Source organism: Tateyamaria omphalii, from assembly GCF_014651375.1.
Lineage (GTDB): Bacteria > Pseudomonadota > Alphaproteobacteria > Rhodobacterales > Rhodobacteraceae > Tateyamaria > Tateyamaria omphalii.
The window spans coordinates 221,001-244,770 of sequence record NZ_BMWT01000001.1; the positions used below are offsets into that span (position 1 = coordinate 221,001).

The window sequence follows — 23,770 nt, forward strand, 5'->3', positions numbered from 1 at the left end:
GATTCATTTTATGAAGTTTATTCCGCCGGAATGGCCGCCTCTTCCAGGCTGATCGGGTGTTCGAGCTTGCCCAGCATCTCCTTCGGACAGATCTGAAGGAAATTGTGCTGCTCAACATCCCAGTGCTGCAGGAGGGTGGCCGCCTTGGCGCTGCCTGTTTCCTCCAGATGACGTTCCAGCAACGCTTCAAGCTGCGCCTTCCAATGGTCCACGGTCACCGGGCAGGTCACCAGCGTTTCCATGTTCATCAGCGCCTGTGACTTGCCCTCCGGATCATACAGATAGGCCATGCCGCCGGTCATACCCGCACCAAAGTTGGCCCCGATCTCACCCAGAATGACGGCGATGCCGCCGGTCATGTATTCGCACCCGTTCGATCCGCAGCCCTCGATCACCACCTTGGCGCCCGAGTTGCGCACGGCGAACCGTTCGCCTGCGCGACCCGCCGCAAACAGGTAACCATCTGTGGCACCATACAGAACGGTGTTACCGATGATCGTGTTGTCCGCAGCCACGATGGGCGATGCCATGGGCGGACGCACCACGATGGTGCCGCCCGACAGGCCCTTGCCCACATAGTCGTTCGCGTCCCCCGACACTTCCAGCTTCAGCCCCGGTGCTGCAAAGGCGCCAAGGGACTGTCCCGCCGATCCGGTCAGCTTCACGGTCAGGTGGTCGGGTTGCAGCGTGTTGCGCATTCCGAACTTGCGCACGATGTGGCTGGATGTGCGGGTGCCCACGGTCCGGTGGGTGTTCTGCACCGCATATTGCAGTTGCATCTTCTCACCGTCCTCAAGGAACCGCGCCGCATCGCGCACGATCTGTGCGTCCAGTGTGTCGGGCACCGCGTTCCGTTCGCGATCGCGGTCATAAACGATGTCCGCCGCCCCATCGACCGAGATCAGCATGGGGTTCAGGTCCAGATCATCCAGATGGGCCGACCCACGCGACACCTGCGCCAGCAGGTCCGCCCGGCCAATCACCTCGTCCAAGCTGCGCGCGCCGATTTCGGCCAGCAGCTCGCGCACCTCCTGAGCGTAGAAGGTGATCAGGTTCACCACCTTGTCCGCGTTCCCGGTGAACTTCGCGCGCAGGCTTTCGTCCTGCGTACACACGCCCACGGGGCAGGTGTTCGACTGGCACTGACGCACCATGATACAGCCCATCGCGATCAGCGCCGCGGTGCCAATGCCGTATTCCTCGGCCCCCAGCATCGCCGCCATGACAATGTCACGACCCGTGCGCAGACCGCCATCGGTCCGCAAGGTCACGCGATCCCGCAGGTTGTTCATGGCCAGCACTTGATGCGCTTCGGTCAGGCCCATTTCCCATGGCAGGCCAGCGTATTTGATCGACGTCGCAGGCGATGCACCGGTGCCTCCGTTGTGGCCGGAAATCAGGATCACGTCGGCCTTGGCCTTCGCCACACCGGCGGCAATCGTCCCAACGCCCGAGGACGCCACCAGCTTCACCGTCACCTTGCAGCGTGGGTTGATCTGCTTGAGGTCATAGATCAGCTGCGCAAGGTCCTCGATCGAATAGATATCGTGGTGTGGCGGGGGCGAAATCAGCGTCACGCCCTTGGTCGAGTGCCGCAACCGCGCGATCAGGTCCGTGACCTTCATGCCGGGCAACTGCCCACCCTCACCGGGCTTGGCACCCTGTGCCACCTTGATCTCCAGCTCTTCGCACTGGTTCAGGTACTCGGCGGTCACGCCAAAGCGACCCGACGCCACCTGCTTGATCTTGGCCGACGGGTTGTCGCCATTGGGTTCGGGGTGGAAGTGGGCCGGATCTTCTCCGCCCTCGCCACTGTCCGACTTCGCGCCAATCCGGTTCATCGCGACATTGAGGGTCTTATGCGCCTCGGGCGACAGCGCGCCTAGGCTCATGCCCGGCGTGACAAAACGCTTGCGGATCGAGGTGATGCTCTCCACCTCTTCCAGCGGCACAGGCTTGCCCAGCGGCTTGATGTCCATCAGGTCGCGCAGGTGGATCGGCGGGTTCGACCGCATCTTGGCCGAATACTGCTGCCACATCTGGTAGGACGCCCGGTTACACGCCATCTGCATCATGTGCATCGACGTCGCTTCCCAGGCGTGGGTCTCACCCGATTTCCGCGCCTTGTAGAACCCGCCAATGGGCAGAACGTTGGTGCCGGTCCAGCCCTGCGCGTGAACGTCCTCCACCTTGGACTGAATACCGGTCACACCGATGCCGCTGATGCGGCTGGTCATGCCGGGGAAGAACTCAGCACACATGGCACGGGACAAGCCCACAGCTTCAAAATTCAGACCACCGCGATAGGAGGACACAACGCTGATCCCCATCTTCGCCATGATCTTGAGCAGACCCTGGTCGATGGCATTGCGATAGCGCGCCACGTTCTCTGTCAGCGTGCCGTCCAGCAGCCCGCGATCAATGCGGTCCGCCAGTGAGTCTTCGGCGAGGTAAGCGTTCACGACGGTTGCACCACAGCCAATCAACACGGCAAAGTAATGCGGATCGATGCACTCGGCACTGCGCACATTGAGCGAGCAGAAGGTCCGCAAGCCCTGCCGGGTCAGATGCGAATGCACGGCAGAGGTCGCAAGGATCATCGGCATCGCCACCTTGTCCGCATTCGAATGCTGGTCGGTCAGCACGATGTGCCCCGCACCCGACCGCACGGCATCTTCAGCTTCGGCCCTGATACGCGCCAACCCCGCGCTCAGCGCGCCTTGTCCGGGCTCAAACGTACAGTCAATTTCGACCAGATCGGCATTCAGATGCGTGATCAGCTCATCCCACTGCGCATTGCCCACAAACGGGCTGTCCAGCGTGATGATCTCGGTCTGTGCACTGCTTTCATCCAGTACGTTCTTGAGGTTCCCGAACCGCGTTTTCAGGCTCATCACCCGATATTCGCGCAAGCTATCAATCGGCGGGTTCGTCACCTGGGAAAAGTTCTGGCGGAAGAAATGCGACAGCGGGCGGTACTTCTTGGACAACACGGCAGAAGGCGTGTCATCCCCCATCGACGCCAGCGCCTCTTTCCCGTCCTCGGCCATCGGGGCCAGAATGCTCTCCAGCTCCTCGATCGAATAGCCAGCCGCAATCTGACGCCGGCGCAATGCCTCACCCTCGAACAGCGCCTTCTCGGTCACGCCGGACAGGGCGGCCTCAAGATCGGTGATCTTGCCAACCCACTCGCCAAAGGGCTGAGACGCCGCCAGTTGATCCTTGATCTCGGTGTCGTGGAACAGTTTGCCCTCGACCATATCAACCGCCAGCAACTGGCCCGGGCCCAGCGCGCCCTTTTCAACGACACCAGCTTCGTCCAGCGGCACCATCCCGGTCTCGGACCCGGCAATAACCATCCCGTCATTGGTCACAACATAGCGCATGGGGCGCAGACCATTCCGGTCCAACCCGGCACAGACCCAGCGGCCATCGGTCATCGCCAACGCAGCCGGGCCATCCCACGGCTCCATCACCGAGTTGCAGTAGGAATACATGTCGCGCCACGCCTGCGGCAGCTCCACCGCCTGCTTCGACCACGATTCGGGCACCAGCATGGTCTTGGCCATGGGCGCATTGCGGCCCGCACGCACCAGCATCTCGAACACGGCGTCCAACGCCGCCGAGTCACTCGACCCGCTGGCCACGATGGGCTTGATGTCCTCGGCCATCTCGCCAAAGGCGCCAGACGCCATGCGGATTTCGTGAGATTTCATCCAGTTCAGGTTGCCCTTCAGCGTGTTGATCTCACCGTTATGGGCCAACATGCGGAACGGCTGCGCCAGCCACCACTGAGGGAAGGTGTTGGTGGAATAACGCTGGTGATAGATAGCAAAGGCACTCTCGAACCGCTCGTCCAGCAGGTCGGGATAGAACTCCGCCACCTGCTCTGCCAGCATCATGCCCTTGTAGATGATCGACCGGCACGACATCGACGCGATATAAAGCTCCGGCACCTGCGCAGCAGCAGCGGCCTTCTCGATCCGGCGGCGAATGACATACAGCTCACGCTCAAACGTCTCTTCGTCCACACCCTTGGAGTTTGAAATCAGGATCTGCTCAATCTCGGGCCGGGTGGCATTCGCCTTCTCGCCCAGACATTCGATGTTCACCGGCACATGGCGCCAGCCATAGATGTAATAGCCCATGCGCAGCACTTCGGTTTCCACGATGGTCCGGCAGGTTTCCTGCGCGCCAAAGTCGGTGCGGGGCAGAAACACCTGACCGACGGCAACCATCTGATCGCGATTGGGCGTGTGACCGGTGCGTTCAATCTGATCATAGAAAAACGCTTCGGGGATTTGCACGTGAATGCCCGCGCCGTCGCCGGTCTTGCCATCGGCATCGACGGCCCCCCGGTGCCAAATGGCTTTCAGCGCCTTGATCCCGTTTTCAACAACGGCCCGGCTTTTCGTGCCATCGACGGACACAACCAGACCCACACCGCAAGACGAATGCTCCTCGGCTTCCGAATACAGACCATTCTCGGCCATAAACGTGCGCTTGGCTTCCTCACGGCTGACCCAGTCGGCATCATATTTGGTCATTGGTCGGTTCCTTTCTTCGGGCTTGCGAAACGCGCCAGCGTCGGCTCGCACTCATATAGCGGCGTTTTGGTGAAGAACCCGGGCTCTCCGGGGTACACAAAGTCGATCGGTGAATTGTCCCAAGAGATGGGTTCGTCAGTGTCGGTGCGGGTGTAGTTGCCGCTGATGAAACGGCGCAGACGCGGAATGATGTATTCGTTGCCTTCCAACTCGAAAACGGTGCCGTCGGCCAACTCGCTGCGCATGGAAAACTGCGTCTTCAACAGCGTTTCGCCATCAATCACCACTTCACCCGGCAGAATGCGGTCGAACCCGACATAACGGTTCAGCCCATCAGGTCCCTGCTGCTGGAAATCCAGACTGTCGATGCCCGTCTCAAGCAGCTCTGTCATGTTGGCCGGATCGGCGGGCGGCTCGACCAGAACAAACCGTCGCATCGGAAACAGCTCATAGCTTTCGATCCACTGGGTTTCGTAGTCGATCTTGCCCAGGTTGTTTGGCCCGTTCGCGTCAAAGGTGATGCCCCACTGCTCCCCCTCGGCATCGGCCTCGCATGTGTACATATGCGTCACTTCGCAGCCCCGGCTCTGAACCGTCAGAACCTCGGTGCAGCCCGCAGGTGGGTAGAAACGCGATGCGTCCTGTTGCCCCAAAACAGGGACAGCGGTGACGCTTGCCAATGCGATGGTGATGCCTGCGCGCAGCTTCATGACGCACCTACAGTCGGATTGATCGCAACAACATCATCACGTGTCAGGCGCTTTTGGCCGCTGTCCTCCAGACGCAGGCCAGCCGGGGCGTGATCCACAAAAATCTCGTGGCTCAACGTAAAGGCATCCGGCTCATCAAAGATGCCCAATGGCAGATCGGTGCCGCCAAACCACTTGTCCTGTTTCGTCTGCCGGAAATACAGGTTGGTGCCACATTCCCGGCACCACGCCCGCTCCGCCCAATCGCTGCTGGCACGGGTGGCGATGTGTTCAGTGCCGGTCCAACTCAGGTCATCGGTCTTTATACTCACTTCACACAGGGCCGATCCGGTCCACCGGCGGCAGGACGGGCAGTGGCAGACGCCGAAAGTGGTCGGCACGTTGCGCGCAACAAAGCGAACCGCCCCACACAGGCAGCCTCCGGTCGCTTTATCCAACATGTCGCTCATCTTTAGACGTCCTTAACCTTCCAGGTTATGCGGGTCAGCTATGCTGCCTTATTGCCTTCATCTTTTGCTCAGCTTCCGGCCAAATCCAAAACAGCGCGGTTTGAGCCGGAAAATGTGCAGTTTTCCAAAACTGTCGGGAAACTGCGTGATTTGAGAGATACCAAACTTCGCGGTTTTGGGTCGAAACTTCGCAGTTTACTCCGCTGCGATCACCTGCGTGGTTGCATTGAACTGCTCAAGGATCGCGTCTGCACAATCACGGCCATCGCGGATCGCCCACACAACCAAAGATGCCCCGCGCACGATATCACCCACAGCGTACACACCCTCCAGAGCGGTCTTGCCCGTGGTGTATTCTGCCTTGATCGTGCCCCACCGGTTCACTTCCAGACCATCAGTATCCCACAGTGTTGGCAGGTCCTCCGGTTCAAAGCCCAGCGCCTTGATCACAAGGTCGGCCTCTTCAACATAGTCAGCACCTTCGATCACCTCGGGGGCCTGGCGGCCCGTGGCATCGGGTGCACCCAGACGCATCTTTTGCACCATGACACCAGCCACCTTGTCACCCTCGGTGGTAAAGCCCTTGGGCGCGCTCAACCATTCGAACACGACGCCTTCCTCTTCGGCGTTCTGCACCTCGCGTTGCGACCCGGGCATGTTCGCACGGTCGCGGCGATACAGGCATTTGACAGATGTCGCGCCCTGCCGGATCGACGTCCGCACACAGTCCATCGCCGTGTCACCACCACCGATGACGACAACCCGCTTGCCCTCGGCATTCAAGCGGCCACTGTCAAAGTCTGCGACCTCATCGCCAAAGCTCTTGCGGTTCGATGCAGTCAGGAAGTCTATCGCTTTCTCAATGCCCTCCGCTTCGCCGTTAGGCATTGAAAGATCACGGCTTTTGTAGACGCCGGTGGCGATGATAACGGCGTCGTGCTCAGCCCGGATCGATGTGAAAATGTCTGCGTCCACATCGCAGTTCAGCACGAAGTTCACGCCGCCAGCTTCAAGCTGTTCATTGCGACGCATGACCACGTCCTTCTCCAGCTTGAAGCCGGGAATACCATAGGTGAGCAGCCCACCCGCGCGGTCATAGCGGTCATAGACAGTGACCTGCACACCGGCCCGGCGCAGCACGTCGGCGGCAGCTAGACCGCCAGGGCCTGCTCCGATGATGCCCACGGATTCCGCACGCTCGGTCTTGGGTGTGATGGGCATGACCCAGCCTTCTTCCCAGGCGGTATCCGTGATGTATTTCTCAACCGACCCGATGGTGACGGTACCATGGCCGGACTGTTCAATCACGCAATTGCCTTCGCACAGGCGGTCCTGCGGGCAGATGCGACCGCAGATTTCGGGGAAGGTGTTGGTCGCCTGACTCACCTCGTAGGCTTCCCGCAAGCGCCCCTCTGCAGTCAGTTTCAGCCAGTCAGGGATGTTATTGTGCAGCGGACAATGCGACTGGCAATACGGCACCCCACATTGCGAACAGCGCGACGCCTGCTCCTTGGCTTTGGCGTCGGCATACTCGGCATAAATCTCGTGAAAGTCCTCACGCCGCACCCCCGCCTCACGCTTCTCCGGCATGTCCCGTTCGATCTTCACGAATTTCAGCATCGGTTGTTCAGCCAAAACATATCCTCCAACAAGCGGTCCGAGCCGTTTATGGTATCGTGAGGGGAATTAAAAGTCAGCATTGCTGACTTTGTTTCAGATTTTTTGCGAAATCGTACTGTAGGTTTGGGAAATTTGGCACAAATATACATCCGAGTCGGACCTATATTACTGCTTTACGTTCAGAATCAAAGGCTTGTAACGTCACTATATCATAGGACCAGGCGCAAGATGACTCTTTTTCAACTTCTGATGGTGGCCATCATCCAAGGCATCACCGAGTTCTTGCCTGTGTCATCATCAGGGCACTTGATCTTGTTGCCAACATTGACCGGAACACCAGATCAGGGTCTCGCCATTGATGTTGCCGTGCATGTTGGCACGCTGCTGGCGGTCATCCTGTACTTCTGGGCCGACGTACGAACTGCCGCGCACGGCCTGACCCGCCTCGCACAGCGCAAGGTCGATACCCAAGGCGCATTCCTGGCCCTGTGCCTGATCACGGCAACGATTCCAGCGGTGATTGTTGGCCTTTTCATCAAAGTGACCGGACTGGACGAAGCCATGCGCAGTGCGGCGGTCATCGGATGGACCATGCTGATCTTCGGTCTTGTCCTTTACTGGGCCGACAAACGCGGCCCGACCGACCGCACAGCAGAACGATGGACCATCAAGCACGCGGGCCTGATGGGGCTTGCACAATGTCTGGCGCTGATCCCTGGCACATCTCGGTCAGGCATTACGATCACAGCAGCACGCGCCCTTGGATACGAGCGTGAAGGGGCGGCCAAACTGTCCATGCTGATGTCGATCCCCGTCATCATAGCGTCAGGTGCAGTGTTGAGCATTGACGTGGTAAGCGATGCAAACTGGTCTGTGATGCGCGACGCGATTGTCGCTGCCGCGTTTGCTTTTGTCGCCGCTCTGGGTGCACTCGTTCTGATGATGCGGTTGTTGCGCAGCGTTAGCTTCACACCTTACGTGATCTACCGCGTCGTTCTGGGGATCGGACTGCTGATCTGGGCCTACAGTTAGACGCGCAGGTTCCGCGCGCTTTCCTTGATCGCATCGTATTGGCCAGAGGGGCGGAAGCGCCAAAGATAGTCTGGCAGCACCGAACTCATTGCAATCGGATCAATCCCGAGATCCTCGAAGCCCTTGGCGCCATTGGACACCACGTTGTCATTGCGCAGGTTGCGCACCTGATCGCGCGTGATCTGGGCCGGGACCAGCCCGAGCGTCAGCGCACTCAGCGTGTCAAAGCCGAACCCCATGATGGATGCGGCCCAAAACGGAATGTTCACAACGGCACGGCGGCGACGGATCACCTCGAGCATCAAAGTCATCAGTGCCCGGAATGTGCGCACGTCCGGCCCGCCAAGCTCATACACACCGGCAGGGACATCGGTTGTCAGCGCACGTTCGGCAGCTTTGGCAACATCATCAACATAGACAGGCTGGAACCGTGTATCCGCACCGACGACAGGCAGGATCGGGCCCAAACGGGACATCGATGCAAACCGGTTAAAGAACTGGTCCTCCGGCCCGAAGATGATGGAGGGGCGCAAAATCACCGCCTCCGGCATGTGCTGTAGAACAGCCGCTTCACCTTCGGCTTTGGTCCGGGCATAATCGCTGGCGCTTTCGGCATCCGCACCGATCGCAGAGACGTGGATCATCTTTTCGACGCCCTGCTCAGCTGCGATGCGCGCAATCCGCTCCGCCCCTTCCGCCTGCACGGCATCAAAAGTGTTCTTGCCCTGTTTGGCGAGGATACCAACGCAATTCACAACGGCATCTGCGCCCATCATCACCTGCGCAACAGACGCATCGTCGCGAATGTTGCACAGGACAGGCTCAACCTGTCCCACAACACCATAGGGTTTGACAAAGATCGCCTCATTCGGACGGCGCACGGCGACACGCACACGCCAACCTGCCTTGGCCATCCGTCTTGCGATGTACCGCCCTACAAAACCGGATCCGCCATAGATCGTGACCAGCTGGGACATGTCTTGCTCCTCGCGCACAGGTTCGAAACGGGTCTATCTGCCGCTTGGCGCGCAGACAAGACGCCAAATTGGCACGGCAAAGGCCGGAATTGAGGTTTTTCAAAGCGGTTGCTCAGAAGACCTGTGCCATACTCTGACGATCATACAGAATCGGATTGACACCCCCAAGCACCACGCTTAAACGACGCTCCACCAACCCGTGCCCAGATGGCGGAATTGGTAGACGCGCTAGCTTCAGGTGCTAGTGTCCGTATGGACGTGGAGGTTCGAGTCCTCTTCTGGGCACCAAAATCCCGAACAATATGCTGATGTACGCAAGATGGCATTTCGTCGTTTGACCGGCAATCACATGAACGGTTTTGCCGGGGAACACCTTTAGGGTGAGCCAACTCCCCTCTTCAGGCCATCGTTCGGGAAAAAGCGAACCGATGAATAGACGTCAGCCGCATGCCTATTCGCTAAAAACTTAGGCGGAATGGGGCCATTTGCATAGTTTTTGCACGACTTCGTCAATCACTTCGCTAACGGGTACCTCAGTAAATAGAATGTCCCGCCAAATACCTACTAGTAGGCAGCATGGAGACTGGCATCCGAATACTAGTCGTCGAACCCGACGAAGACCGGTTGCGCGACATTGTTGATGCTTTGCATGATGCAGGTTGGCAGGACGTCAAAGCCCTTGCACAAATCTCTGCCATCGCGCGAACGGTAAAAGAGTATGAACCGGAAATCGTGCTTATTGATCTGGCGAACCCTGATCGTGACACGCTTGAGCATATAACGTCAGCAACCGACACGGGCAAAAGGGCCGTCGCGCTTTTTGTAGATCAAACGGATGCGGCATTGACCAACGCAGCGTTGAAGGCCGGAGTCAGTGCATATGTTGTAGACGGCCTCAAAATGAACCGCATCAAACCGGTGCTGGAAACCGCGATCGCGCGCTTCAAGGTCATCCGCCAGATGCAATCAGAACTGGATGCGGCCAAGCAAGCACTGGAAGATCGAAAAACCATCGATCGTGCAAAAGGCTTCCTGATGCGGCAGCGCAAGATGACCGAAGAGGAGGCCTATAGTCTATTGCGAAAAACGGCGATGGATCAGGGTCGTCGGGTTATTGACGTGGCCCAAGCCCTGGTTACAGCTGCGGACCTCTTGTCATGACCCGTTCTGTGCTGAATTGCGGGTACGTCGCCCTTGTGGACAGCGCTCCGCTGATCATCGCTCAGGAACTTGAGTTCGCGGCAGAAGAAGGGGTTGAGCTCAATTTGGTTCGGCAGCCCTCTTGGTCGGCCTTGCGCGATATGCTGGCTTTGGGTCATCTGGATGCGGCACAAATGCTGTCGCCCATGCCGGTTGCCATGTCTTTGGGTATGGGAAGTTTGCCGGCAAAAATAGATGCGCTGATGGTACTTTCCGTGAATGGAACTGCTTTCGGCGCGTCAAACAGGTTGTCCGCTCGGCTTGATGGAGTCCCCTTTGGTGACCCGGGCGCAATCCTGAAAGCAATCGCCAAACGGGTCAGCGGCCCCATACGCATTGGTGTCCCATTCCATTTCTCAATGCACCGCTTGCTTCTGTCCTACTGGGCCTCGACCTTGCCTGAGTTGCAAATCGAGGAAGTGACTGTGCCCCCTCCCCGGATGGCTGACGCAGTGGCCGATGGGCATGTGGATGCTTTCTGGGTTGGTGAACCTTGGGGCAGCGTTGCTGTGCAGCGCGGTGTGGCACAGCTGCTAATGGCGGGACGAGACGTTTGGCAGTTTGCACCTGAAAAGGTCCTCGCTGCACGTCATGACTGGATTTCGCAAAATGAATTGGAGGCCCGTGCGCTGATGCGTGCGGTTTATCGTGCCGCCGGATGGTTGGATGCCAATCAAAACAAACCGCTGGCTGTCGAGATCCTAAGTCGCAGTGAGCATCTTGATCTTCCGGCTGAACTTATCGATCCGGCGGTCACCGGCCACATCACACCAAAGATCGGCACTGCTCCTGTTCAGATCCCAAGGTTTCTACACTTCCACAAGTTCGCGGCAAACTTTCCGTGGCGCAGTCAAGCAGCATGGATTGCCAGGCAACTCGGGGCTGATGGAGCTGGCATTCAAGGCGCCAAGACCTGCTTTCGAAGCGATCTTTATCGGCGACATCTTTTTGGTGTGAATGCTGACCTTCCCGGCGCGTCGGAGAAAGTCGAAGGAAGCTTGAAGTTTGAAACGGCTGTCGCGTCCACTCGTGGCCATATGATTCTTGCACCTGACGCCTTCTTCGACGGCAGCACCTTCGATTTTAGCTGATTTTTGATGAATTCTTGGGCAATTGCTGCATTGCCGCAAAATTCCGTGCTGCAATGCAGTCATTCTTTTGCATTCGGCTGTCCGTTTGGTGAAAGTGATCTCAACAGGGCATTGGCGTCCTAGAACACGCATCCGCCAGCGTTGGCAGGTGCAACACTTCAAGAGCAAAGCCGCTCGTTTAGAACACGGACCTCCTCCCCCGTGACCTAAACGCGCGGCTTTTTTCATTTGTGCCCCGGAAGGGCGGAAAAAGGAGACCATAGATGAAAACCTTGCGTGCAATCGCACTCGCAACAACCAGCCTGATCGCCACATCGGCTTCGGCTGAACTGTTGGACCTCGAGAAAGAAGACCTCACCTTCGGCTTTATCAAACTGACGGATATGGCCCCTTTGGCTGTCGCATATGAACTGGGCTACTTCGAAGACGAGGGGCTGTTTGTCACGCTCGAAGCGCAGGCAAACTGGAAAGTCCTTCTTGATGGCGTAATCAGCGGGCAACTGGATGGCGCGCATATGTTGGCAGGCCAACCGTTGGCCGCGACGATTGGCTACGGCACCGAGGCTCACATCATCACGCCATTTTCCATGGACCTGAATGGCAACGGTATCACCGTGTCGAATGAGATATGGGAAGAAATGAAACCCAACGTGCCGCTGATGGATGACGGGCGACCACAGCACCCAATCAGCGCCGCCGCCTTGGCACCCGTCGTCGAAGACTACAAAGACCAAGGCCTGCCGTTCAATATGGGCATGGTGTTCCCGGTCTCTACGCACAACTACGAAATTCGCTACTGGCTGGCTGCTGGCGGTCTTGAGCCCGGATATTACAGCCCGCAGGACATCTCGGGCCAGATTGGCGCTGATGTTTTGCTTTCGGTGACACCTCCGCCGCAGATGCCTGCGACAATGGAGGCCGGTACAATTTACGGTTACGCCGTGGGCGAACCTTGGAACCAACAGGCTGTCTTTAAGGGCATCGGCGTTCCCGTGATCACCGACTACGACATGTGGAAAAACAACCCGGAAAAGGTTTTCGGTCTCACGAAAGAATTCGCGGAAGAGAACCCGAACACGACGCTGGCTTTGACCAAGGCATTGATCCGCGCGGCGATTTGGTTGGATGAAAACGACAATGCAAACCGTCCTGAAGCGGTCGAAATCCTGTCCCGTTCCGAATACGTCGGAGCAGATTACGACGTGATCGCAAACTCAATGACGGGTTTCTTTGAGTTCGAAAAAGGCGACGTGCGTCCAGCGCCAGACTTCAATGTCTTCTTCCGTTACAATGCGACGTACCCGTTTTATTCCGACGCAATCTGGTACCTGACACAGATGCGCCGCTGGGGCCAAATCCCGGAGACGAAGTCGGATGATTGGTACTTTGAAACCGCGGCAGATGTGTATCGCCCGGACATCTACCTGAATGCGGCGCGTCTGCTGGTGGATGACGGTCTGGCAAACGAAGCCGACTTCCCCTGGGACAGTGACGGTTTCAAAGCAGCAACACCCGCGACCGACATCATCGATGGTATTCCCTATGACGGTCGTACCCCGAATGCGTACATCGACAGCCTGCCCATCGGCCTGAAGTCAGGGCAGATCATCGTGGACAGCGAAATCCAAGGATAAGTCACCTGTTCCTGCCCTGCCTTAATGGCGGGGCAGACACCTTACCTACTCAGAACGCACAGACTGGACATTCATCATGACCGCGATTGGCTCTCACACTTACGACGCAGAAGCACGCCGCGCGCGAAGTTTTGCCCGCATAAACAAAGCCGACGCATGGTTCCGCGTGCTGGGCCTTGCTTGGCTGACCCCAATTCTAAAGGCCGCCGCTGGCGACAATCCGAAAGCGCAAATCGGTGAGATTTGGCGACTGCTGGGGGTTCCGCTCGCCGCGATTGCCGCTTTCCTGATGTTGTGGGCCTCGCTGGCGCCACAGGTTCAGACATCGCTTGGCGCAATTCCCGGTCCGGTCGAGGTCTGGGAACAGGTTGGCGAGCTGCGTCAGGACGCGATCCGGGAAGGTGAAAAAGAGATCGCATTTTATGAGCGCCAGGAGGCGCGGAATGTCGAACACATCTCAAATGGTGATACCGATAAGGTTCGCAATCGCGTCTACACAGGCAAGCCAACCTACTACGACCAAATCTGGACATCGATCAAAACCGTCTTCTTTGGCTTCCTCATCGCGTCCGTTGTTGCAATACCCTTGGGCATCGCGGCGGGCCTGTCAGTGACAGCGAACGCCGCATTGAACCCGTTGATCCAAGTCTTCAAACCGGTTTCACCGCTGGCTTGGCTGCCGATCGTGACCATGGTTGTGTCTGCCGTTTACACAACAAATGATGGAATGTTTTCGAAGTCTTTCCTGATCTCTGCCATCACGGTGACGCTGTGTTCGCTCTGGCCAACGCTGATCAACACCGCGCTTGGCGTCAGCAGCATCGACAAGGATCTTGTGAGCGTCAGCCGAGTCCTGAAAATGAACACCTACACAAAGATCACCAAGCTGGTTTTGCCGTCCGCGCTGCCACTGATCTTCACCGGACTGCGCCTGTCTCTTGGCGTTGGATGGATGGTGCTGATCGCCGCGGAAATGCTGGCCCAAAATCCCGGCCTTGGCAAATTCGTCTGGGATGAATTCCAGAATGGGTCGTCCCAATCTCTCGCCCGCATCATGGTGGCTGTCTTCACCATTGGCGTCATCGGCTTCCTTTTGGACCGCGTGATGTACGCGCTGCAGTCGATGTTCACATTCTCAAACAACCGGTGATCTGAATGAGTTTTCTGTCCTTCAAAGACGTCTCAAAGAACTACGGGGATACGCCGGTTCTGAACGGCATCAATTTGGATGTTTCAGACGGTGAGTTCGTTGTCATCCTTGGATTCTCCGGCACCGGTAAGACCACTTTGGTCAATCTTATGGCTGGTCTGGAAATGCCGACATCTGGAACCATCAGCTACAAGGGTGAGCCGATCACTGAGCCCGGGCGCGAACGCGGGGTGATCTTCCAAAGTTACTCGCTGATGCCGTGGCTGACGGTAAATGGAAATGTGGCGCTCGCCGTCGACACGATGTTCCCCAACTTGTCGAAACAGGAACGTGCGGACAAAGTTGACCACTACGTCAAGATGGTCGGCCTGAGCCACGCAACCTCGCGCCGACCTACGGAGTTGTCTGGCGGAATGCGCCAACGGGTAAACGTGGCGCGCGCACTGGCCATGGATCCGGAGATGCTGTTGCTGGACGAACCATTGTCCGCGCTTGACGCACTGACCCGCGCCAATCTTGCTGATGAAATCGAAGCAATTTGGGACAAAGACAAGAAAACATGTGTTCTCATCACGAACGATGTAGACGAAGCGATCATCCTCGCTGACCGTATCATTGCGCTGAACCCGGACGGTACGCTGGGCGAAGAATTCGCGGTGTCGATCCCCCGCCCTCGCGACCGGATGGAGATGAACAATAACGAGACCTTCAAACGCTTGCGGCGCGACGTGACAAAATACCTGATGGATGTGGGTATTGAAGCCAAGGTCGAAGGCTCTCGCTCACTACCGGATGTCACGCCGATCCATGGAATCCCTGCGGCAGTTGCCGACGCACAGAAAGGAATGATCCAAAACCGGTTCCTGGATTTTTCTCAGCTCGACAAGGTCTATCCCACACCCAACGGCCCGCTGACGGTGGTCGAGAATTTTGACCTCAAGGTCGATAAGGGTGAATTCATCTCTCTGATTGGCCACTCAGGTTGCGGCAAGTCCACCGTCCTCACAATGGCCGCCGGGCTGAACGAAATCTCGAAAGGGGGCATTCGTTTGGATGGTCGCCATGTCGAGGGAGCGGACCCGGAACGCGCCGTGGTGTTCCAGTCTCCCAACCTCTTTCCATGGCTCACGGCCAAGGAAAACGTCGCCATCGGCGTGGACAAGGTCTATCCCAAGGCATCGCAAGCCGAACGCCAGGACGTCGTCGAATTCTATCTTGAGCGCGTAGGTCTTGCGGACAGCATGGACAAGTCCGCCAACGACCTCTCGAACGGGATGAAGCAACGTGTCGGTATCGCGCGCGCTTTTGCCTTGTCACCCAAACTGCTTTTGCTCGATGAACCTTTCGGCATGCTGGACAGCTTGACCCGTTGGGAACTGCAGGAGGTTCTTATGGAGGTGTGGTCGCGCACCAAAGTGACAGCAATCTGTGTGACACATGACGTTGACGAGGCGATCCTGCTTGCCGATCGCGTCGTGATGATGACGAACGGCCCGCAGGCAACGATTGGCAAGATCGTTGACGTTGACCTGCCGCGACCACGCACGCGCAAGGCGCTGCTCGAACATCCGGATTACTACAAGTACCGGCAGGACGTGCTCGATTTCCTTGAGGAATACGAACACGGCGCAAAGCCCAAACCATCACCCAAAGCCATAGCAGCGGAGTGAATGACATGACTAAGAAACTGATTGTCATCGGCGCTGGTATGGCCTCGGGCCGCGCGCTCGAACACTTGTTCGATGCAGGTGGCGACTATGACGTTACCCTGTTCAATGCAGAACCCCGCGGCAACTATAACCGCATCATGTTGTCACCCGTGCTGGCGGGCGATCAGACGTACGAAGAGATCGTGACACATGATGACGCCTGGTATGCCGAACACAACGTGACCTGCAGGTTCGGCGAAGCGATCACACGGATTGACCGTGACAAAAAGACAGTAACCGCGGCAAACGGCGACGTTCTGCCTTATGACAAGTTGCTTTTCGGCACCGGTTCGAACCCGTTCATCATCCCCCTTCCCGGCCATGATCTGGAAGGTGTGATCGCCTACCGTGATCTTGATGATACCGAGCGCATGATGGCGATGGGGCCCGACAACAAAGTCGTCGTCATTGGCGGTGGTCTGCTGGGCCTGGAGGCAGCCGCAGGAATGGCTGCGCGGGGCGCCGACGTGACCGTCGTGCATATCATGGGCCACTTGATGGAGCGTCAGCTTGACGAAGCAGCCGGCTACCTGCTTCGCAAGGCGCTGGTCGACAAGGGCATCACCGTGCTGTGCCAAGCAAACTCGAAAGAGATTGTAGGCGATAACGGCCATGTCAAAGCGTTGATCCTTGATGATGGCACCGCGTTGCCCTGTGACCTCCTGGTGATGGCGGTGGGCATCCGTCCAAATGTGGCCTTGGCGCAGGACGCTGGATTGGCCGTTGGAAAAGGCATTCATGTAGACGATCAGATGCTGACCTCCGATGAACACGTACTGGCCGTCGGGGAATGCGTGGAACACGACGGCGCAGTCTTTGGTTTGGTCGCCCCGCTTTACGATCAGGCCAAAGTTGTCGCGAAAACTCTCATGGGTGAACAAGGCGCCTTTATTCAGAAAGAGTTGTCGACCAAACTGAAAGTCACAGGGTGCGACCTGTTTAGTGCGGGTGACTTTGCCGACGGAGACGGAAGAGAAGACATTGTTTTCCGCGATCCAGCGCGTGGCGTCTATCGCCGCTTGGTGATCAAAAATAACGTAGTCATCGGTGCGGTCATGTACGGCGACACGACGGACAGCAACTGGTTCTTCGGCCTGATCAAAGACAAAGCCGATATCTCCGATATGCGTGATACGCTCATCTTTGGTCCGGCTTATCAAGGGGGGACCCCCCTGGACCCTTTAGCGGCTGTTGCAGCCTTACCGCCTGAGGCGGAGATCTGCGGCTGCAACGGAATCTGCAAAGGTGACATCGAAGAAGCGATCACAGCAGGCGCCACGGATCTCGGCGCCATCAAAGCCACAACAAAGGCGTCCGCCTCTTGTGGCACTTGCACAGGCCTCGTCGAACAGGTGTTGGCCGTGACTTTGGGTGATGATTTCACAGTCCCCACCACGCAATCCATTTGCGGCTGCACGGATATGACGCACGAAGACGTGCGCCGCATGATCAAGAGCCAAAAGCTGACCTCTATGGCCGCTGTTTGGCAGGAGTGCGGATGGAAGACCTCTTGTGGCTGTCACGTTTGCCGTCCAGCTCTGAACTTCTACCTGCTGGCCGATTGGCCCTTGGAATACCAGGACGACCCGCAAAGCCGGTTCATCAACGAACGCAAGCATGCCAACATCCAGAAGGACGGCACCTTTAGCGTCGTGCCTCGCATGTGGGGCGGGATCACAACGCCAAACGAGCTTCGCGCCATCGCCGATGCTGCCGACAAATACATGGTACCGACAGTGAAGGTCACCGGTGGCCAGCGCATCGATCTTCTGGGTGTCAAAAGCGAGGATCTGCCGGACATCTGGGCAGACCTGAACGCGGCAGGCATGGTTTCTGGCCACGCCTATTCCAAAGGTCTGCGCACGGTCAAAACCTGCGTCGGCACCGATCATTGTCGCTTCGGCACCCAAGACAGCACTGGTCTTGGGATCAAGCTGGAAAAAGAGCTTTGGGGATCCTGGACACCGCACAAGCTAAAGCTTGCCGTCTCGGGCTGCCCGCGCAACTGCGCTGAGGCGACTTGCAAAGACATCGGCGTCGTATGCGTCGACAGCGGTTTTCAAGTCAGCATTGGCGGCGCTGCCGGAATGGATGTGAAAGAGACAGAGCTTCTGGTGCAAATCCCGACGGAAGAAGAAGCCGTTTTGGTCATTAAGGCGGTTACCCAGCTTTATCGCGAAAACGCCAGATATCTGGACCGCATCTACAAATGGATGGGGAAGGTCGGGCTCGACTGGATCAGAGAGCGCATTGTCGAAGATCTGGACGAACGGGCTGAATTGGTTGCGCGGTTCGAGCTGAGCCAATCCATCTATCGCAAGGACCCTTGGGCCGAGCATGCCAATACCAAGGCTGACCGATATCGCCCGCTTGCAAACTTGGCGCTGGAGGCTGCGGAATGAGCGTTTGGATCGATATAGGCGCACTGGAGGATGTACCCCTACGTGGCGCGCGGATGATAAAGACGCCGATGGGCTGTGTCGCTGTGTTTCGCACCAGCGAAAATGAAGTCTTTGCTCTGGACAATGCCTGTCCACACAAGGCTGGTCCTTTGGCCGAGGGCATTGTGCACGGGAAATCCGTGACCTGCCCACTGCATAACTGGGTCATCTCGCTCGAAACAGGTGAAGCACAAGGCGCAGACGAAGGTCGCGTTGCAACCTATCAGGCACGCGTAGAAAATGAACGCATCCTGCTGGACCGCGCCTTTCTCAGGGCCCGGGTCGCCGCATGAAGTGGACCAAAACCACATGCCCGTATTGCGGCGTTGGATGCGGGGTCCTTGCCGCGGCAGACGGCTCAATCAAGGGCGACCCTGAGCATCCTGCCAATTACGGGCGTTTATGTTCCAAGGGATCCGCTTTGGGCGAAACCATAGACTTGGAAGGGCGCCTGTTGCACCCCAAGGTCCATGGACGGAAGAAAGATTGGGACACGGCACTGCACTTGGTCGCTCAAAAATTCAGTGCCGCAATCGCAGAGCATGGTCCAGACAGCGTTGCCTTCTACGCATCCGGTCAATTGCTGACGGAAGACTACTACGTCGCCAATAAGTTGATGAAGGGCTTTATTGGATCGGCCAATATCGACACGAATTCGCGGCTTTGCATGGCGTCCTCGGTCGCCGGACACAAACGAGCATTTGGCACTGATACTGTGCCCGGTTGCTATGAGGATTTGGAACAAGCGGATTTGATCGTACTCGTCGGGTCAAATTTGGCATGGTGCCACCCGGTGCTGTACCAACGCATAGCAGCAGCAAAAACAGCACGCCCGGAGATGCGCGTTGTCAATATCGACCCGCGCCGCACTGCCACGAATGAGCTGACAGATCTGCACCTACAGATAAAACCAGACAGCGACGTGGCGCTTTTCAACGGACTGCTGACACATCTGGCGGATCAGGGATACGTTGATCATGTGTATGTTGACGCCCATGTGAACGGGTTCAAGGACGCAGTTTCAAAGGCCAGACAATCAAACCCGGCTGATACCAATGTTGCAGATACTGACCTGGCCACATTCTACAGCCTATGGGGACGCACTGAGAAAGTCGTAACTGTCTACTCGCAAGGTGTGAATCAATCCAATTGCGGCACTGATAAAGTCAATGCGATCCTAAATTGCCATCTCGCCACGGGACGCATTGGCAGACCTGGCATGGGTCCTTTTTCCGTTACCGGTCAGCCGAATGCCATGGGCGGCAGGGAGGTTGGCGGTCTGTCGAACATGCTGGCCAATCACCTTGAGTTGGGCGACCCGGATCACCGACAGGCAGTGCAGGGTTTTTGGGACAGCCCCGCCATGTGCTCGAAACCGGGCCTCAAGGCGGTTGATCTGTTTGATGCCTGTGCAAAAGGCGAGATCAAGGCGCTGTGGGTGATGTCCACCAATCCGGCGGTGTCCTTGCCCAATGCAGATGGAGTAGCCGCCGCCATCCGCAACGTGCCTTTTGTCGTGACGTCCGACATCATCGAAAAAACCGACACGAATGATTTGGCACATGTATGCCTGCCCGCAGCTGGATGGGGCGAAAAGAGCGGCACAGTGACCAACTCGGAACGTCGCGTGTCGCGCCAACGTGCTTTCCTACCTGCGCCCGGCAATGCACGACCAGATTGGGACATCATCAGCGATGTGGCCAGACGCATGGGATTTGGAGACGCCTTCAAGTACCGATCGCCCAAAGACGTCTTTGCTGAATATATCGCCTTGGACGCTGCGGCTTCCAGATTTCATCGGGATTTGGACCTGAGCATCTTTGCAGATGCCGATTACGCAGAGTTGATCCCGACCCGGTGGCCACAAAACGACAAACGCTTCTTTGCGGACGGTCAGTTTTACCACGCAGACCGCAAGGCCAGGATGATCCCGGTGTCGCAATCCGCCCTAAACAATTCGCGGTTTGAGCTGAACACAGGCCGAAATCGCGACCAGTGGCACACAATGACGCGCACCGGCAAATCACCTCGCCTTGGTGCGCATCTGGCCGAGCCTTATGTCGAGATCAATCCGCAAGACGCCATGGCGCTCAACGCCCGTTTGGGTGATCTGATCAAGGTCGAAAGCACCTTTGGTACCGCGCTTTTGCGGGCGCTAATCACGCCGCGGGTCAGCCCCGGCGCGCTTTTTGCGCCCATGCATTGGACGCGGCAACAGGTCGGCCGAGGCACGGTCAACAGCGTCACGATCCCTTCGACAGATCCTGTTTCCGGACAACCCGCGTTAAAGTCTTCGGCGGTCAAAGCCACGGTCTACCGCGCCAAATGGTATGGCTTTATCGCAAGCGCGGCCCACATGATCCCTCAAACACCCTACGCCGCAATTGCACGCAGCCAAACTGGCTGGCAGGCGGAACTTGCCGGTGGGAAAATCCCAGAGGATTGGGTGAAGGAAGCCCGTCAACTGAGCGGTATTCAAAACGGCGATGCCACATTGTTGGAGGACCCAGTCACAGGACTTCATCGCGTCGCGATTGTCGTTGGAAAACAAATCGCGGCCCTGTTTTTTTCTGGACGCAAACCTGTGGTTCTATCACGCCCCGCCGCCATTTCATTGATCGGTACACAAAGCTCGGCATTGGGCGCTTTGGCAGGCCGCGCACCGGCGGATCAACCCGATCCCGGCGCGACAGTCTGTGGCTGTTTCAACGTTGGGCAAAACACACTGCTCGACGCCATTGCCCAAGGCGCTCGGACCGTTACGGCATTGAGCGAGGCAACATGCGCAGGCACGAATTGCGGATCATGTCGTCCCGAGCTCGCAGCGCTCTTGTCCAAGATTCACAAACCCATGGCGGCGGAATGAGCCTGGCGCCCTTCATCCAGATCGTCGCCAGGGGCAAAGGGCGCGCCAGGACGATGAGCTTTGAAGAAGCCGAGGCAGCCATGGCCATCATCCTGAGCGGCAATGCCGCCCCAGAAGCCATCGGCGCTTTGCTCATGGTCATGCGGCTGCGCGGGGAAACCGCCGAAGAAATCGCAGGTTTCACATCGGCCCTACGAGCCCGTGAAAAAGGCACCATGCCACGCGCTGATCTTGATTGGCCGGTCTATGCAGGAGGTCGCAGCCGAGGTGCTCCTTTGTTTCTAGTGGCCGCGAGGCTTGTTGCACAAGCAGGCTACACTGTCGCGATGCATGGCTGGAACTCCCATCACTCGGACCATTGTTCGATACGGACGGTATTAAAATGGGCTGGCCCCGGGGTGCACTACTGCCCACTTGAGACTCTCTGCCCCGAGGCTTTCAGCTTGTTGAAGTTGCGCAGTGTTCTGGGCCTACGATCTTGTTTCAACACTGTCTTACGCATGTGGAACCCAAGTGCAGCGCCCGTGACCGTACAGGGCGTATTTCACCCTTCGTACAGAAGCCTTCAAGCGCAAGCTGCCCGCATACTGGGACAACAAGACCTGACTGTCATCAAGGGCGGTGGAGGAGAATTTGAACGCCACCCCGGCAAGGATATCGCCGTATTTGGGTTGCGCAACGGCCAGCACGTTGCCGAAACCGCACCCGCCGTTCTGAATGACAAGCGACGCTTGCATGACGTGAATGCGGAGCTCGATCTTGGTGCACTTTGGCGCGGGCAATGCGTTGATCCATTTGCGGTCGCCACAATCACCGGCACAGCAGCCATTGCCCTGTGGTCACTGCATGACACGCAGACCTTGCCAGAGGCCGAGACCAAAGCTCGCATGCTTTGGCAAACACGTCATTCCACCGAAAGCCTGAGCGCATGAAAACATTCCCTATGTTCCTCCAAATGGCCGATCGCCGCGTTGTTATCGTGGGCGGAGACGAACAGGCTGCTCAAAAAGCACGCTTGATCTTGAAGACCGAAGCGGATGTCACGTTGCTGGCCCCAAAGCTGGATGCCGAATTGTCAGGTCTTGTGGCAGCTGGCCGCGTGAAACACGAGATGGGCAATATATCTCCTGCCAGTTTTAGGAACACAGCCCTAACCTTCATCGCAACCGGATGCCCCGGCGCAGATATGGCCCTACATGCCTTGGCCAAAGAAGGAGGTGCAACTGTCAACGTTGTCGATCAACCCGGCCTTTGTGATGCACTCACCCCTTCAATCGTGGACCGTGACCCAGTCATCATCGCGATAGGTACCGAAGGCACTGCGCCTGTGCTGGCACGGCAGATCAAAACCAAGCTTGAAGAGGTCCTTGAACCGCGCCTAGGGGAACTTGCCGCATTGGCGGGACGTCTACGTACCGCTGCTGCAGCGAGGCTTGGACCGCGCAAGCGCCGAGATCTTTGGCGTTGGGTATTCAATGAAAGACCGCGCCAACTGTACAAAAAAGGTTCAGAACGAGAAGCGGCAAGGCTGATCAAAACGGCCATCCAAACTGGCAACTTCGGCGACAAGACGGAAGGGACCGTGAGCCTGGTTGGTGCCGGACCGGGTGCGAAGGACTTGATTACCTTGCGCGGTGTGCAGCGTTTGCAAGAAGCCGACGTGATTTACTACGACCGCCTCATCGATCCGGACATGCTGGAATTGGCACGACGAGATGCCGAACGAATTTATGTGGGTAAGGCACCCGGATGTCATTCGTGGCCGCAAGAAAAGATAACACGAACGTTGGTTGCAGCCGCTCAGCAAGGAAAACGCGTCGTACGATTGAAATGCGGCGACCCCGGGATTTTTGGGCGCGCAACGGAAGAGACTGATGCTCTGAAGAAAAGTGGTGTTCCGTTCGAAATCGTGCCCGGCGTCACAGCTGCATGTGCGGCCGCCGCAAGCGTTGGGAAAGCTTTGACGGAACGTGGTGCAATTGACACGTTGGTATTCTCAACTGGCCACAATCGGAATGGCCATGTGGTACCTGATGCCGTACGCCATATTGCACCCGGGACTTGCGTCGCACTTTATATGGCGGTCGGATCGGCATCGCGGTTGGCAAAAGAGGTCGAAGCATCCAATTCGGCAAGTCAGATAAACGTTCAGGTCATCACGAAAGCCGAACGCAGAGGCCAATGCGACTTTGAATGCAGGCTACAGGATTTGCCGGAAACACTCGCGCGAAACGGCGTCAAAGGAGAAACCATCATTCTGCTTCGGAGACCTTCGGAAACCAGTCAATCCATCGTGAAAACTGCATCAGTGCAACGGTTACAGCAAGTCGCAATCTAACGACCA

At 57.5% G+C, this 23,770-nt stretch carries 16 protein-coding genes and 1 tRNA gene; 12 read left to right on the forward strand and 5 right to left on the reverse strand.

What is annotated here, in order from left to right; genetic code table 11:
* Positions 1 to 17: 17 nt before the first annotated feature.
* From gltB to IE087_RS01070, 4 genes are all read right to left on the reverse strand, one after another.
* Complete coding sequence (gene gltB / locus IE087_RS01055) at positions 18 to 4,547, reverse strand: glutamate synthase large subunit (protein WP_189367076.1); 4,530 nt, start codon at positions 4,545 to 4,547, stop codon at positions 18 to 20.
* Positions 4,544 to 5,257 carry a hypothetical protein gene (locus IE087_RS01060; protein ID WP_189367077.1) on the reverse strand — a complete coding sequence of 238 codons (714 nt, stop codon included), beginning with the start codon at positions 5,255 to 5,257 and terminating at the stop codon, positions 4,544 to 4,546. Before IE087_RS01060 ends, gltB begins: the two co-directional genes overlap by 4 nt.
* Complete coding sequence (locus tag IE087_RS01065; RefSeq protein WP_229801222.1) at positions 5,254 to 5,706, reverse strand: GFA family protein; 453 nt, start codon at positions 5,704 to 5,706, stop codon at positions 5,254 to 5,256. The genes IE087_RS01060 and IE087_RS01065 overlap by 4 nt, the downstream gene beginning before the upstream one ends.
* A 195-nt stretch (positions 5,707 to 5,901) precedes the next feature.
* Positions 5,902 to 7,341 carry an NAD(P)-dependent oxidoreductase gene (locus tag IE087_RS01070; RefSeq protein ID WP_189367078.1) on the reverse strand — a complete coding sequence of 480 codons (1,440 nt, stop codon included), beginning with the start codon at positions 7,339 to 7,341 and terminating at the stop codon, positions 5,902 to 5,904.
* Between the two features lie 213 nt (positions 7,342 to 7,554).
* Here IE087_RS01070 and IE087_RS01075 point away from each other — a divergent pair, with 213 nt between their 5' ends.
* A complete protein-coding gene (locus tag IE087_RS01075; RefSeq protein ID WP_189367079.1) occupies positions 7,555 to 8,358 on the forward strand; it encodes an undecaprenyl-diphosphate phosphatase in 804 nt (267 codons plus the stop codon).
* On the opposite strand, the gene IE087_RS01080 is transcribed toward IE087_RS01075, so the two are convergent.
* The gene (locus IE087_RS01080; protein ID WP_189367080.1) at positions 8,355 to 9,335 is read right to left on the reverse strand and encodes a complex I NDUFA9 subunit family protein; all 981 of its coding nucleotides are present in this window, start codon (positions 9,333 to 9,335) and stop codon (positions 8,355 to 8,357) included. The genes IE087_RS01075 and IE087_RS01080 overlap by 4 nt on opposite strands.
* A gap of 201 nt (positions 9,336 to 9,536) precedes the next feature.
* Between IE087_RS01080 and IE087_RS01085 the strand changes: the two genes are divergently transcribed.
* The 11 genes from IE087_RS01085 (at position 9,537) to cysG (ending at position 23,764) form a co-directional block, all read left to right on the forward strand.
* Positions 9,537 to 9,623: transfer RNA gene (locus tag IE087_RS01085), tRNA-Leu, on the forward strand.
* A 288-nt stretch (positions 9,624 to 9,911) separates the two neighbouring features.
* The gene (locus IE087_RS01090; protein ID WP_189367081.1) at positions 9,912 to 10,496 is read left to right on the forward strand and encodes an ANTAR domain-containing response regulator; all 585 of its coding nucleotides are present in this window, start codon (positions 9,912 to 9,914) and stop codon (positions 10,494 to 10,496) included.
* Complete coding sequence (locus IE087_RS01095) at positions 10,493 to 11,626, forward strand: CmpA/NrtA family ABC transporter substrate-binding protein (RefSeq protein ID WP_189367082.1); 1,134 nt, start codon at positions 10,493 to 10,495, stop codon at positions 11,624 to 11,626. The genes IE087_RS01090 and IE087_RS01095 overlap by 4 nt, the downstream gene beginning before the upstream one ends.
* A 263-nt stretch (positions 11,627 to 11,889) precedes the next feature.
* Complete coding sequence (locus IE087_RS01100; RefSeq protein ID WP_189367083.1) at positions 11,890 to 13,260, forward strand: CmpA/NrtA family ABC transporter substrate-binding protein; 1,371 nt, start codon at positions 11,890 to 11,892, stop codon at positions 13,258 to 13,260.
* Positions 13,261 to 13,336: 76 nt separating this feature from the next.
* Positions 13,337 to 14,410, forward strand: coding sequence for an ABC transporter permease (locus IE087_RS01105; protein ID WP_189367084.1), 1,074 nt, complete (start codon positions 13,337 to 13,339; stop codon positions 14,408 to 14,410).
* A gap of 5 nt (positions 14,411 to 14,415) precedes the next feature.
* A complete protein-coding gene (locus tag IE087_RS01110) occupies positions 14,416 to 16,080 on the forward strand; it encodes an ABC transporter ATP-binding protein (protein ID WP_189367085.1) in 1,665 nt (554 codons plus the stop codon).
* Between the two features lie 5 nt (positions 16,081 to 16,085).
* On the forward strand, positions 16,086 to 18,521 hold the full coding sequence (gene nirB, locus IE087_RS01115) for a nitrite reductase large subunit NirB (protein ID WP_189367086.1): 2,436 nt from the start codon (positions 16,086 to 16,088) through the stop codon (positions 18,519 to 18,521).
* Positions 18,518 to 18,853: a nitrite reductase small subunit NirD gene (nirD, locus tag IE087_RS01120; RefSeq protein ID WP_189367087.1), complete on the forward strand. Its 336-nt coding sequence runs from the start codon at positions 18,518 to 18,520 to the stop codon at positions 18,851 to 18,853. Before nirB ends, nirD begins: the two co-directional genes overlap by 4 nt.
* Positions 18,850 to 21,426: a nitrate reductase gene (locus IE087_RS01125; RefSeq protein WP_189367088.1), complete on the forward strand. Its 2,577-nt coding sequence runs from the start codon at positions 18,850 to 18,852 to the stop codon at positions 21,424 to 21,426. The genes nirD and IE087_RS01125 overlap by 4 nt, the downstream gene beginning before the upstream one ends.
* Positions 21,423 to 22,358 carry a glycosyl transferase family 3 gene (locus IE087_RS01130; RefSeq protein ID WP_189367089.1) on the forward strand — a complete coding sequence of 312 codons (936 nt, stop codon included), beginning with the start codon at positions 21,423 to 21,425 and terminating at the stop codon, positions 22,356 to 22,358. Before IE087_RS01125 ends, IE087_RS01130 begins: the two co-directional genes overlap by 4 nt.
* The gene (cysG, locus tag IE087_RS01135) at positions 22,355 to 23,764 is read left to right on the forward strand and encodes a siroheme synthase CysG (protein ID WP_189367090.1); all 1,410 of its coding nucleotides are present in this window, start codon (positions 22,355 to 22,357) and stop codon (positions 23,762 to 23,764) included. The genes IE087_RS01130 and cysG overlap by 4 nt, the downstream gene beginning before the upstream one ends.
* Positions 23,765 to 23,770: the final 6 nt, after the last annotated feature.